Annotated in this window: 9 protein-coding genes; 6 read left to right on the top strand and 3 right to left on the bottom strand. The window is 70.3% G+C overall.

Features of this window, described 5'->3' with window-relative positions:
* Positions 1 to 16 precede the first annotated feature (16 nt).
* Positions 17 to 817 (top strand): hypothetical protein, encoded by an 801-nt coding sequence (locus CYFUS_RS14795; RefSeq protein WP_232537558.1) that lies wholly within the window; start codon positions 17 to 19, stop codon positions 815 to 817.
* A gap of 85 nt (positions 818 to 902) precedes the next feature.
* Here the strand turns inward: CYFUS_RS14795 and CYFUS_RS14800 are convergent, their stop codons facing one another.
* A complete protein-coding gene (locus CYFUS_RS14800; protein ID WP_198316580.1) occupies positions 903 to 2,465 on the bottom strand; it encodes a hypothetical protein in 1,563 nt (520 codons plus the stop codon).
* A 180-nt stretch (positions 2,466 to 2,645) separates the two neighbouring features.
* On the opposite strand from CYFUS_RS14800, the gene CYFUS_RS14805 reads away from it, so the two are divergent.
* Positions 2,646 to 2,990, top strand: coding sequence for a metallothionein (locus tag CYFUS_RS14805; protein ID WP_095985818.1), 345 nt, complete (start codon positions 2,646 to 2,648; stop codon positions 2,988 to 2,990).
* 37 nt (positions 2,991 to 3,027) lie between these two features.
* Here CYFUS_RS14805 and CYFUS_RS14810 read toward each other — a convergent pair whose 3' ends face one another.
* Positions 3,028 to 3,609, bottom strand: coding sequence for a hypothetical protein (locus tag CYFUS_RS14810; protein WP_095992005.1), 582 nt, complete (start codon positions 3,607 to 3,609; stop codon positions 3,028 to 3,030).
* A 102-nt stretch (positions 3,610 to 3,711) separates the two neighbouring features.
* Positions 3,712 to 4,644: a quinolinate synthase NadA gene (gene nadA, locus CYFUS_RS14815; protein WP_095985819.1), complete on the bottom strand. Its 933-nt coding sequence runs from the start codon at positions 4,642 to 4,644 to the stop codon at positions 3,712 to 3,714.
* Positions 4,645 to 5,022: 378 nt separating this feature from the next.
* On the opposite strand from nadA, the gene CYFUS_RS14820 reads away from it, so the two are divergent.
* The 4 genes from CYFUS_RS14820 (at position 5,023) to CYFUS_RS14835 (ending at position 12,645) form a co-directional block, all read left to right on the top strand.
* Positions 5,023 to 7,443: a PilZ domain-containing protein gene (locus CYFUS_RS14820; protein WP_095992006.1), complete on the top strand. Its 2,421-nt coding sequence runs from the start codon at positions 5,023 to 5,025 to the stop codon at positions 7,441 to 7,443.
* Positions 7,440 to 8,231 carry a class I SAM-dependent methyltransferase gene (locus CYFUS_RS14825; protein WP_095985820.1) on the top strand — a complete coding sequence of 264 codons (792 nt, stop codon included), beginning with the start codon at positions 7,440 to 7,442 and terminating at the stop codon, positions 8,229 to 8,231. Before CYFUS_RS14820 ends, CYFUS_RS14825 begins: the two co-directional genes overlap by 4 nt.
* The gene (locus CYFUS_RS14830) at positions 8,228 to 11,152 is read left to right on the top strand and encodes an ATP-binding protein (RefSeq protein ID WP_095985821.1); all 2,925 of its coding nucleotides are present in this window, start codon (positions 8,228 to 8,230) and stop codon (positions 11,150 to 11,152) included. Before CYFUS_RS14825 ends, CYFUS_RS14830 begins: the two co-directional genes overlap by 4 nt.
* Before the next feature lie 98 nt (positions 11,153 to 11,250).
* On the top strand, positions 11,251 to 12,645 hold the full coding sequence (locus CYFUS_RS14835; protein WP_095985822.1) for a peptide MFS transporter: 1,395 nt from the start codon (positions 11,251 to 11,253) through the stop codon (positions 12,643 to 12,645).

Below are 12,645 nucleotides of genomic sequence, written 5' to 3' on the forward strand. Positions count from 1 at the left end.
TAGAATCGGCCGGTCTATGGCGCGTGCGAAGAAGAAGAATCTGGCGAAGAAGCGAAGCTCGCCGGCGGGGCGTATCGCCCGCGAGCACTCCGTCGCCCCCGAGCCCAATCGGTTGGTGAAGGTGTGGCGGCGCGTGCTCGAGCGTCGGCTGCGCACCCGGCTCAAGGCCCCGGTGGCGGTGGAAGTTCACGACAACACGCACACGATGCTCACGTTCCAGCGCGACCGGGCGTTGTGGCGCGTGCGGCTGCACCACATGTTCCTGGCGGCGCCGGATGAGATCATCCAGGCGCTCGCCGACTACGTGCGTCACGGGGATGCGGAGGCGAGCGCGGGGTTGGACAAGTTCATCGAGCGCAACAAGGCGTACATCCGCCGGGTCTCTCCCGCGCAGATGCGCAAGCGGCTGCGGCTGGATCCCATCGGTCAGCATCACGATCTGGCGCGCATCTTCGAGCGGCTCAACGAGCGCTACTTCCGTGGCCGCATCGACGCGGCCATCACCTACGGACCGGCGCCGCGTGTCACCCGGCCGCGCAAGAGCATCAAGATGGGCTCCTACTCGGCGGACTCGCGCGTCATCCGCATCCACCCGGCGTTGGATCAGCCCGTGGTGCCGCGCTACTTCGTGGAGTGGATCGTCTTCCACGAGATGCTCCACCACGTGTACCGCACCCGCCGGGGCGAGGACGGCCGGCGCTGCATCCACCCGCCCGAGTTCCTCGAGCACGAGCGGCGCTTCCACGACTTCGCGCGGGCGCAGGCCTGGGAGCTGGAGAACCTGGATCTGCTGCTGCACGCGCGGGTGTCGGCCTGAGAGAGCGGGGTCTCCCCTGGCGCTCGGGGGAGGATGATGCCGCCGGGGCCGCGCCGCTCTCCGGGCGGCGTGCCGGGCGGGGCACTCAGCGGCGGCGCACCAGCCAGCTCTCTCCGGCGTGGGCGGCCACGCTCAGCTCGTTCTGGAGGCGGGCGCCGAAGATGCGCGAGGGGGGCGCGCCCCGGACGAGGAAGTGGTCGTACGCGGTGCCCTGCGTGGCGTAGTCGAAGTCCTGGGGCCGCCACTCCGAGGGGAAGGTGGGCGGGGGCGTGCCGCGGTAGCGCAGCGGGGAGTGGGGGGTGAGGGCGAAGCTGAAGTTGGTGCCCCCGCCGCGGGCTTCGGCGAGCGTGGCGGCGCCGTGGAGGAAGACGGGGTGGCGCACCACGCGCGAGCTGGCGTCGAAGATGAGGCCCATGACGCGGGGCCTGGGCGCGGTGGCCTCCACGAGCACGTCCCACTCGGAGGCCTCGCGGGAGAAGGCGCGAAAGCCCTGGCCGAACACGAGGGCGAGGGGCAGGGCGCACGCGGCGCTGGCCAGGCGCAGCACGCGTTGGAGCGGGGGCGGGGTGACGGGCAGGCTCGCGAGGGCGAGCAGGGCGGCGAGCTGCGCGTAGCGGGTGTTGAGGTAGTAGGTGTAGCCGCGGATGTCGAAGGGCAGCAGGAAGTAGAGGCCGAGCGCGAGCAGGACGAGCCCGGGCATGCGCAGGCGGGCCACGGGGCCCTCGGGGCTGGGGGCGGGACGCACGAGGCCCAACACCAGGGCGCACGCGGCCACCGCGCCCACCGCGTACAGGGGCCAGCGGTCCGAGCCGTCGCGCAAGAGGTTGGCGAGCACCTCGAGGAACTCGGCGCGGTTGTGCGCGAAGCTCTTCCAGGCGAGGTTCTGGGGCGAGAGCATGGGGCCCCAGGCCTTCCAGGGCGCGCCGGTCTCCACCTCGGAGGGCTGGCCCAGCCGCAGCACCACCCAGGACAGGAAGAGCGCCACGCCCGGCACGACGCCCAGGAGCGCGGGCACGCGGGGGCGCAGCCGCGCGGACACGCCGCGGGCGCCCACGTCCTCGGGGATGGGGGTGGTGAGGAGCAACCAGGGCAGGGCCAGCGCGAGGAAGGCGAAGACCTGCACGTGGAAGAGCAGCACGGTGGCGAGGCAGAGCGCGAGTCCGGCGGCCCAGGCGCGGCGCTGGTGCGTCCGGGTGAGGGTGCGCACGAAGAGGCCGCAGCACACGAGGGCGAGGGGAAGGGCGGCCAGGTAGTTGATGAAGCCCCAGCCGAAGTTGTCGCCATAGGCCAGCGGCAGGGCCAGCAGCGCGGGCCAGGTGGGCCGGCCGAGGCCGCGCAGCAGGAAGGCCAGCGACAGGGGCAGTCCCACGACGTACGCGGAGAGGAAGAGCCGGTTGGCCGTGTCCAGCGGCACCAGCCAGTGCAGCAGGCTCACGGCGTGGTAGTAGCCCAGGTAGGGCGTCAGCTCGTGCCGCGCGGCGAAGAGCTGGGGGTAGAGCGTGGTGGGATCCTCCAGCCGGTGCAGGGCGGAGATGAGGTGCAGGTGCTGGGGAAGATCCACCATGGGCAGGTGGGTGGACACCCAGAGGGGCAGCGCCCCCAGCACGAGGGCGGCGGCGGAGACGAGGCGAGCGGTTCGCGCGGACACGGAGGAGCGGGACTGTACGTGGCGCCCTCCCTCGCGGCGAGCACTCGTGCGTCCTTGCCGTGGCCGGAGGGGCGCCGTGCGAAGGCCGCGCCGCCGCTCCATCGGTTTGGACAGGGGTGGAGCCGCTGGGCTATAGCCTGGAGGGTAGGGACGCGCGGCTACCCCGGGAGGTCTGAGGACATGATGCGCATCGCGTTGGTGGTGGTGTGGGGGGGAGTGATGTTCGCGGCGGGTGAGGCGGGGGCGTGCGAGGCACACGCCGCCAAGGCCCGAGCCACGGCGCCCGTGAGTCCGGATTCACGGCGGGAGGACGCCGCTCCGGACACGGCCGCCGGGAAGAAGGACGGCGAAGGCGAGCCACACGCCGCGAAGTGTCAATGCAGCAGCGCGGCGGACTGCACCTGCAAGAAGGGCTCGTGCGAGTGCTCCCGGTGCAAGCCCCGCCGCCAGGCGGTCCCCGCGGAGGCCGAGGCGGCCGCGATGCGCGAGGCGCGCCGGGACGCCGGGGCGGGAGCCGGGGTCTGACCCCGAGCGGGTTCCACCCCGGCGAGACGTGCTCCGCTCAGGAGCCGCTGTCCTCGGTGGACACGAGCACGGGCCAGCCGCGGGCCATGGCCTCGCGGAAGAAGCTGGCCAGCGCGTAGCGGGCGCTGTTCACCGTGCCGAGGAACGGATCGATGAGCGACTCCTCGCCCACGCTGCGCGCGGGGTTGAGCTCCACCGGGCCGCCGCAGCGCTCGCAGCGGATGGACACGGAGCGCGCCAGCGCGAGGGGCACCGCGTAGCGCGCGCCGCACTCGCCACAGTTCCACACGAGCGCCCGTTCTCCGGCCTCGCGCCTGGCCAGCGACTCCAGCTCGTCCGCCAGCCGCAGCATCGCGGGAAGGTCCTGCGGCGGCTGGGCGAACACCGCCGAGGGGCCCTGGCCGGGTCCGGGACTGCCCAGGGTGGGCTGCCGGTCCCCTTGCAGCAGGGAGCGCAGCCGATCCTTGGCTTTCACGTCACGGAACTCGGCGCTCGCCAGCGCCCGCTCCACCGCTTCCTGAAGCGGGGGCAGTTCCGGCTCGAGCCGTTCGTCCGAGGGAAGGGATTGAGGATGAGCCACCATCCGGTGGCCAGGGATTGCGACGAATCGAAAACCCATGATGGCTCCAAGTCGCACCATGTCGCCTCCGGTGCAAGGCACGAATACGGCACCTTGACGGATTTGCCTCCCCCTTGACGGACGGCGCGGCGCGTCAATGGCTCACAGTGACCATTCCAGCATCCGCCGCAGGGGCGTGAGCGCGGCGGCTTGTAGCTCCGCGGGCAGTGTCAGCTCCGGCGTCCCATCGCGCATGCACTGGTAGAGCTTCTCCAGCGTGTTGAGCCGCATGTAGGGACATTCATTGCAGGAACAATCATTGTCCGGTGGGGCGGGGATGAAGAGCTTGTCCGGGGCACCGCGCTTCATCTGGTGGAGGATGCCGGCCTCGGTCACGACGATGAACTCGCGCTTGGGGCTCTTGAGGACGTAGTCCAGCAGCCCCTTGGTGGAGCCGATGAAGTCGGCGTGCCGCAGCACGGCCTCCTCGCATTCCGGGTGGGCCACCACCTCGGCGTCCGGGTGCTGGACCTTGAGCTGCACCAGGCGCTTCTCGCTGAAGATTTCGTGGACGATGCAGCTGCCCGGCCAGAGCACCATGTCGCGACCGGTCTGTTTCATGACGTAGCGGCCCAGGTGTTGATCCGGCGCGAAGAGGATCTGCCGGTCGCGCGGCACCTGGTTGACGATCTTCACGGCGTTGGAGGACGTACAGATGACGTCGCTCATCGCCTTGACCGCGGCGGAGCTGTTCACGTAGCTCACCACGAAGTGCTCCGGGTGCTTCTCCTTGAAGGCCCGGAAGGCCGCCGGCGGGCAGCGGTCCGACAGCGAACAGCCCGCCTTGAGGTCGGGCAGGAGCACCCGACGTGTCGGGTTGAGAATCTTCGCCGTCTCCGCCATGAAGTGCACACCGCAGAAGACGATGACGTCCGCCTGCGTCTTGGCCGCGGCCTGGGCGAGCGCCAGGCTGTCCCCGACGAAGTCGGCCACGTCCTGGATTTCGCTCTCCTGATAGTAGTGCGCGAGGATGACGGCGTTGTGCCGTCGCTTCAGTTCCTGGATTTCCCGCTCGAGGTCCACGTCGGCGCCCATCTGGTCTCCTGGCCGTTCATTTAACCGGAGCGCTCGCGGCGCACCAGGAGCGAGCACCCCCAGTGAAACCGGGCGAACGTCCCGGCGTCCTCCTGGTGGGGAGGCACCCGGCCGAGCGCTCCCGGGAAGCAGGGGATTCACCGGCGAGGACACTTGACGCCAACCCTTCCAGGAACCGCTAAGATATTCCCGAACCCGCGCCGAGGCTGGTGAGCCGACGCCCGGGGTGTCCTTCACCCTGCATCCTGACGTTGGAAGAGGCCTTCGCGTGTCGCGAGCAATTGGGGGACGAGTGGCACGGGGCTGTGAGCCGCGCCTGGAAGAGCAACCGACCCGTACCTGGGCTGGTTGAACGGCGTGCGTGCCGCGGAGGGGTCCATGAGTGTCCCGATTCGAGACGTGCTGGTGGTCCACCCCAATGCGGGCAGGCGGGCGGCGCTCGCCTCGGCGCTCCCCTGGCACCGGGTGGTCACGGTGGAGTCGAAGTTGGAGGCGGCCGACCAGATGGCGAACGCGGCCCCCTCGCTCATCATCGCCCCTCCGGATGACGCGCGGTTGTTCCTGCGCCAGGTGGCCCACGCGGCCCCCAATGCCCTGCGCGTCTTCGTCTGCTCCAAGTCGGACCCGGTGGGACTGGCGGAGTTGATGCGCAGCGCCGCCGAGGGCCATGTCTTCAGCGTCCTGGACGAGGGGCTGTCGGGGCCGGAGCTGGGCCGGACGCTCTCGCACCTGCTGCAGCACTACGGCTCGGCCAACCTCGCCCTTCCTTCCGCCTCCTACACCGTGCACTTCCTCATGGATGAGCGGCCGTTCGTGGCGCGGTGTCTGCAGATCGGCAACTTCGGCGCGAGCCTGTTGCTGTCCGGCGACCACACCCCCTCCGCGTTTCCCCCCAACGCGGCGCTCGAGGTGCTGCGCATCGAGCGCGCGGGGCACCTGGTCTTCCAGACGCCGTGGGCGCACGTGCAGCGGGCGCAGCAGATCCAGGATCCCTTCGGCTCCCAGTTACAGCTGGACCTGTCCTGGGCGACGGCCACGTACCCACCGCCCCCCGTGCCCGGCGTCACCATGGAGGAGCCGGCCGAGGTGGCGGCCACGCTGCGCAAGGCCCTGCGGCGCGAGGCCGTCATGTGGTTGCAGCGCGCCAACGACTCCTCGCTCCAGCTCTGCCTGGAGTCGCCCTCCATGAAGGCGGTGGAGGGTGGGGGCGTGCTCGAGGGCCAGTCCTCCGGACTGCTGGAGGCCCTGATCGGCGACGAGCTGGATCTGTTCTTCGAGATGGGGGGACAGAGCTACTCGGGGGTGTGCGTCCTGCTGGCGCGCTCGGCGGACGGGGTGATGGCGGTGGGCATGCCGCGCTCGCTCGTCATCCGCAACTGGCGCAGCCTGCCGCGCTTCAAGCCCGTGCCCGGCCAGCGCTTCCTGCTCTCCTTCGCGGCCCCCGTCACCGGCCAGCTCACCACCCGCCCCGTGGAGGACCTGAGCGTGGGCGGGCTGTCCTTCTCCTTCGATGCCTCCAGCGAGATCATCCCCGCGGGCTCGAGGATCGACGCCTCCCTGTTGCTGCCCGATGGGCACTCCACCGACTGCCAGCTCGAGGTGCGCTCCATCCAGGCCCTGGCCACGGATGGCCGCGAGGGCTCGACCCCGCGGCCCTTTCGCGCCGGGGCGCGCCTGTCCGGGCTGACCCAGGACGTCCGCGACATCATCCTCCAGGCCTTCATGGCCGCGCGCTGCCAGTACATCTCCGAGGGCGCGGACGTCCCCTTCGACAAGCTGTGGCACCTCATGGAGGAGGCCCGCTACCGCTTCCACCCGGACTACCCCTTCAGCGCCGGGCCCCCTCCCGCCGTGCTCGGAGAGACCCACCACAAGGTGTACTCCACGGGGGACCTGGGCCGCAGCCTCGTCTACTCCAGCGACAAGGGCCTGCAGGGGCAGATCGCCGCCCTGCGCATCCACTCGCGCACCTGGCTCGTGCAGCACCTGGCCGTGCGGCCCGGGGTGCGGCGCAACGAACAGGTCTCCTACGAGCTGAGCAACCTCGCCGTGGAGCTGGGCGAGGTGCAGCAGGACATCGAGTTCGTCCGCTACTCCTGGCGCAAGGACAACCGCTGGCCGAGCCGCCGCATCGGCTGGCTCGCGCGAGCCCTGGAGACCCCGGGCCTGAGCTTCCTGCGCCACTTCGCCTACATGCGCATGCCGCTCGCCGTGGAGCCGCCCACGCTCGGCCGGGCGCTGCCCCGGGTGCGCGACGGGGTGCGCACCGACTTCGTGTGGATCGAGCTGCACCTGCGCGATCGCGGACACCTGGTGCGCGTGCTGAGCGAGGATCTGCTCACGGACGAGGTGGATCTGCGCGCGCTGCGCGAGCGCTACAAGGCGCACGGCCTGCACCGCAACCGCCGCGTCTTCGTCGTGGATGGGGAATTCGGTCCCCTGGCCGTGGCCCTGTGCGAGGAGAGCACCCCGGGACTCAACCTCCTGGAGAAGACCAACGCCTTCTGGCTGCTGGTGCCCCGCCGCGACCACCCCCGGGCGCGCGATGCCGTCCTGGCGCTCGTGCAGCGCTGCGTGGAACATGCCCGCGAGCGTGGCCGGCCCTCCGCCATCGGGCTGGTGGACGAGGAGGACATCGAGCTCCTCACCGAGGCGGGCTTCGAGAACCTGGGGCGTTTTTCCGAGTGGATCTTCCACCGGTCCATGATCCGCCGGGTGTGCGAGCTGTGGCGCTCCGTGTTCGAGCGCTTGAGTGGAGCTCCCGCCCCCGACTGGTCGGGAGAGGAGTCCGGCGAGTGAGCTACATCCTGGAGTCCAATGACGAGACGCGTCGGCTGCTCGTGCAGGAGCGCACGGGCAACGCGCGCGAGGCGCTGCTGCTGTCGGGGCTCCGGCAGGGAGATCGCGTGCTCGACGCGGGCTGCGGCCCGGGGGGCATCACGGAGATCATCGCCGAGCTGGTGGGGCCCTCGGGCCAGGTCACCGGCATCGACCTGAGCGAGGAGCGGCTGGCGCGGGCGCGGCAGCTCAACCAGCACCACGCGCACCTGCGCTTCCTGGCGGCGGACGTGTGCCGCACCGGCCTGCCGGACCACGCGTTCGACTACACGTGGAGCCAGTTCGTGCTGCAGCACGTGCCCGAGCGCTGGCAGGCCCTCGGGGAGCTCATCCGGGTGACGCGCCCGGGGGGCAAGGTGGTCATCTCCGAGTTCGATGGCTTCGGCCTGGGCAACTGGCCCTTTCCCGAGGACCTGCGGGAGTGGTGCCTGCGCTTCACCGACGCGCTCATGCGCGTGGCCCAGCTCGACATCCACGTGGGCCGCAAGGTCTTCCACGAGATGCGCCGCCAGGGGCTCACCCAGGTGCGCGTCCACGTCTTGCCGCAGTTCGTCATCGCCGGCGCGGCCGACGCCTCCCACCAAAAGGATTGGGAAACCCGGTTTTCCTCGATGGAACCGGCGTTGGCTCCCCTGCTTGGCGGTCTGGAGGACTTCCGGAGGATGAGCCAGCGCTACCTGGAGTTACTGGCGGACCCCGACGCATTAAAGTACTCGATCCTATTGGTCACAGAAGGAACGAGGCCTTGAACGAGAGTGAAGTGGTGCGCGGGGACAGGGCTCATCCGGACAACGCTCCGGAGGTGAGCGTACGGACCACGTCCACGCTGTTGCTCTATTTCGAGCGGCGCTATGGCGCCGCCCGGCTCGCCGATGTCTTCCGTCGACATCCGTTCAGCTTGTCGCTGGACTACCTGCGCACGGCCACCAACTTCATCTCGCTGCCGTTCCTCGAGAAGTTGGCCGACGTGCTGGTGGCGGAGTCGGGTGACGCGCAGTTCATGCGCAAGGCGGGCCTGTTCATGGCCGGCCCCGAGACGCTCGGGTTCGCCTACTACATGGTCCGCGCCTTCGGCTCGCTGGAGATCTGCTTCCGCAAGACGGTGGAGCTCAGCTCGAGCTTCAACCGGGTGGGGCAGTTCGAGATCGAGGAGCTGGCGCGCGAGCGGCTGGTGCTCAGCTACCGCAGCAGCACGCGCGAGCGGCACCGGCACATCTGCGAGCTGCGCATGGGCCAGTTCGCCTCCTTCCCCACCATCTGGGGCCTGCCGCCCGCGGAGGTCACCGAGAGCCAGTGCCATGTGCTGGGCGCGGACGCGTGCCGCTACCACCTGCGCTGGACGGATCCGCTGCCCATGTGGGGCCGCTACATCGGCCTGCTGCTCGGCTCGGTGAGTGGGGTGGGCGCGAGCATCCTCGGGCTGGGGCATCCGGCCTTCTCCGTGACGGCGCTGTCGCTGGCGGGCGTGTCGTTGGGAAGCTGGTTGGACCTGCGGCGGGAGATGCGCCGCAAGGATGAGGCGCTCAACGAGCAGACCCACGGCATGATGGGGTCGCTCGAGGAGCTGCAGCAGCGCTACGACGAGATGTTCCGCATCAACGTCGCCCTCGAGGACCGGGTGGCTGCGCGCACGCGCGAGCTGACCGAGTCCAACGCGCGGCTGGAGGCGGCGCTCGCCAAGCAGAAGGAGCTGGACCGGCTCAAGAGCGAGTTCTTCGACAACGTGAGCCATGAGCTGAGGACTCCCCTCACGCTCATCCTCCTCACGCTCGACTCCCTGCTGCAGCGCGGCCCCGAGGTGTTCGCGCCGCCCGTGCGCCAGCACCTGGAGACGATGAACCGCAGCGCCTCGCGCCTGTTGCGGCTCATCAACAACCTGTTGGATCTGACCAAGCTGGAGGCGGGCAAGACGAAGCTGCGCCACGAGCCGCTGGAGATCGAGAACTTCCTGTCCTCGCTGCTGGTGCCCTTCGAGGTGCTGGCGGACAAGAAGGGCGTGGCGCTGGAGCTGGAGGGCCACGCGCCCACGCCGGTGCAGGTGGACGTGGCTCGCCTGGAGAGCGTCTTCCAGAACCTCATCTCCAACGCCCTCAAGTTCACCCTGCAGGGCCGGGTGACGGTGCGCCTGCACGAGGACGACACGTGGGTGCACGTGGAGGTCATCGACACGGGCGTGGGCATCGCCGCGCAGGACCTGGCGGTCATCTTCGATCGCTTCGCCCAGGCGGACTCCTCGGGCACGCGGCGCTTTGGCGGCACGGGCATCGGGCTGGCGCTGGTGAAGGAGACGCTGGAGCTGCACAAGGGCGGCATCGACGTGTCGAGCGAGCTGGGCAAGGGGTCCAACTTCCACGTGCGGCTGCGCAAGGGCCCGGCGCCCGTGCGCGAGACCGAGCCCGAGCCGCCCATCGAGCCGGTGCTCCTGCGTCCCCTGGGCCGCTCGCTGGACGCGGCCTCCCTGCTCGAGCCCGAGGGCACCCCCGTGGTGACGGCCGTGGAGGCCCTGCCCGTGCTCCCGCCGGAGGTCGAGGCCGGCCCGGACGCGCCGCGCGTGCTGCTGGTGGAGGACGAGCCGGAGATCCGCGCCTTCCTGCGCCAGGTGCTCAAGCCCTACTACCGGCTGCTGGAGGCGAGCAACGGCGAGGAGGGCCTGAGCCTGGCCCAGAAGGAGCGGCCGGATCTCATCGTCTCGGACGTGATGATGCCGGTGATGTCGGGCCTGCAGATGCTGGCGGCCCTGCGCGCCTCGCCGGAGACGGTGGACACGCCCCTCATCCTGCTCACCGCGCGCCAGGAGGTGGAGGCCAAGGTCGAGGGCCTCACCATGGGCGCCAACGACTACCTGGCCAAGCCCTTCTCGCCCCGGGAGATGCTCGCGCGCATCGAGGCGCAGCTGCGCCTGCGCGACGCGGCGGTGCGCGCGGCGGAGAACGAGCGCCTGGCGGCCACGGGCCTGCTCACCTCGGGCTTCGCCCACGAGGTGCGCAACCCCCTCAACGGCCTGATGAACGCGCTGCTGCCCCTGCGCGAGAGCCTCACCAGCGGCACGCCGGACATCGGCATGGCCGTGGCCATGTTGGAGCTCATCGAGGAGTGCGGCCAGCGCATCCGCCACCTCGCCGAGGGGCTGCTGTCCTTCGTGCGCACCGGCACCAAGGCCATGGCGGTGGACCTGGGCGCCTCGCTGGACGCCAGCGTGCAGGCGCTCTCCTGGCGGCTGTCGCCGGATCTCAAGGTGGAGCGCGACTACCAGTGCGCCGAGCCGGTGTGGAGCGATCCGGGCTCGCTCAACCAGGTGTGGGTGAACCTGCTGGACAACGCGGTGCGCGCCGTGGCCAAGGAAGGCGGCTGCGTGCGGGTGGCCACCTCGCGCGAGGGCAGTGACGCCGTGGTGTCCATCATCGACAACGGGGTGGGCATCAAGCCGGAGAACCTGGATCGCGTCTTCCAGCCCTTCTTCTCCACCCGCGACGCGGGCGAGGGCACGGGCCTGGGCCTGGCGCTCTGCCAGCGCATCGTCCTGCAGCAGGGCGGGCGCATCCGCATCTTCAGCGAGTACGGCAAGGGCACGCGCGTGGAGGTGCGGCTGCCGCTGGAAGCCGATCCGGATCGGCTCCTGCCGCCGTTGCTGTCCGATGGCCGGGTGCGTCAGCACCACTGGAACACGTAGAGCGGCCGGCCGGGGGCGGGTGGTCTGACAGGGGGAAGCGCTTCTGGTAGAAGCAGGGGCCTTTTCCCCCTTCCCCCTACCCGCGAGGACATCCGCGCATGGCACACAGTCCGGCCCCCACCACCGGCCGAGGTCACCCCAAGGGCCTCTACCTGCTGTTCACCACCGAGATGTGGGAGCGCATGAGCTATTACGGCATGCGCGCCCTGCTGGTGCTCTACATGGTGGGCGCCACCAGCAAGGGCGGCTTCGGCTGGAGTCAGGCCAAGGCGCTGGAGATCTTCGGCCTGTACACTGGCCTGGTGTACGCCACGCCGGTGCTCGGCGGCTTCCTCGCGGACCGCTACCTGGGCCAGCGGCTGTCGGTGACGCTCGGTGGCATCCTGATGATGTGCGGCCAGTTCGTCCTGGCGATGCCCGGCAACAACGAGGCCCTCTTCTACTCGGGCCTGGGCCTGCTGGTGGTGGGCAACGGCTTCTTCAAGCCCAACATCTCCACCATGGTGGGCGGCCTGTACGCGCCGGGTGACTCGCGCCGGGATGGCGCCTTCACCATCTTCTACATCGGCATCAACGTGGGCGCGTTCCTGGCCTCGGCGGTGTGCGGCACGCTGGGCGAGAAGTACGGCTGGCCCTGGGGCTTCGGCTCGGCGGGTGTGGGCATGGGGCTCGGCGTGCTCGTCTTCCTGCTGCTGGGCAACCGCTTCCTGGGTGACGTGGGCAAGAGCCCCTCCAAGGTGGTGCGCCAGGAGGGCAAGCCCGCGGCGCCCGCGGCGGCCCTCACGCGCGCCGAGGTGGATCGCATCGTGGTCATCCTCGTGCTCGCGCTCTTCGTCGTCTTCTTCTGGACGGCGTTCGAGCAGGCCGGCGGCCTGATGAACCTCTACACGGACGCCAAGGTGGACCGGCACCTGTTCGGCTGGGAGGTGCCCACCACCTGGTTCCAGGCCATCAACCCCATCTTCATCATCGGGCTCGGTCCGATCTTCGCCGAGGCGTGGACGAACCTGGGCCGGCGCGGCAGGGATCCCTCCATCCCCGCGAAGATGGCCCTGGGCCTGCTGCTGGTGTCCTTCGGCTTCGTCTTCATGCTCGGGGCCTCCCGGCAGAGCGGGGCCGAGGGCAAGGCGGCGATGTTCTGGGTGGTGGCGGCCTACTTCTTCCACACCGCGGGCGAGCTGTGCCTGTCCCCGGTGGGGCTCTCCATGGTGACGAAGCTGGCGCCCGCCCGCTTCGCCTCGGCGCTCATGGGCGTGTGGTTCATCGCCAACGCGGTGGCCAACTACCTGGCGGGGCTCATCGGCGGCTACGCGGAGAAGCTGGGCGAGTTCGATCTCTTCCTGGCCATCACCGCCTTCACCGCCGTGGCCGGCGTGGTGCTGCTCGTCGTGTCGCCCGTGCTCAAGCGGATGATGCACGGCGCGGACGAGATCCGCCCGACCGCGCCGGCGGGCTCGGCGCAGGGGGGCGCGCACTCCGCCCCCGCGGCCTGA

Source organism: Cystobacter fuscus (assembly GCF_002305875.1).
Lineage (GTDB): Bacteria > Myxococcota > Myxococcia > Myxococcales > Myxococcaceae > Cystobacter > Cystobacter fuscus_A.

Bases quoted from the DNA above. Each gene is read 5' to 3' on its own strand.
- CYFUS_RS14795 (WP_232537558.1), top strand. From the start codon at position 17: ATGGCGCGTGCGAAGAAGAAGAATCTGGCGAAGAAGCGAAGCTCGCCG.
- CYFUS_RS14805 (WP_095985818.1), top strand. From the start codon at position 2,646: ATGATGCGCATCGCGTTGGTGGTGGTGTGGGGGGGAGTGATGTTCGCG.
- CYFUS_RS14810 (WP_095992005.1), bottom strand. From the start codon at position 3,609: ATGGGTTTTCGATTCGTCGCAATCCCTGGCCACCGGATGGTGGCTCAT.
- nadA (WP_095985819.1), bottom strand. From the start codon at position 4,644: ATGGGCGCCGACGTGGACCTCGAGCGGGAAATCCAGGAACTGAAGCGA.
- CYFUS_RS14820 (WP_095992006.1), top strand. From the start codon at position 5,023: ATGAGTGTCCCGATTCGAGACGTGCTGGTGGTCCACCCCAATGCGGGC.
- CYFUS_RS14835 (WP_095985822.1), top strand. From the start codon at position 11,251: ATGGCACACAGTCCGGCCCCCACCACCGGCCGAGGTCACCCCAAGGGC.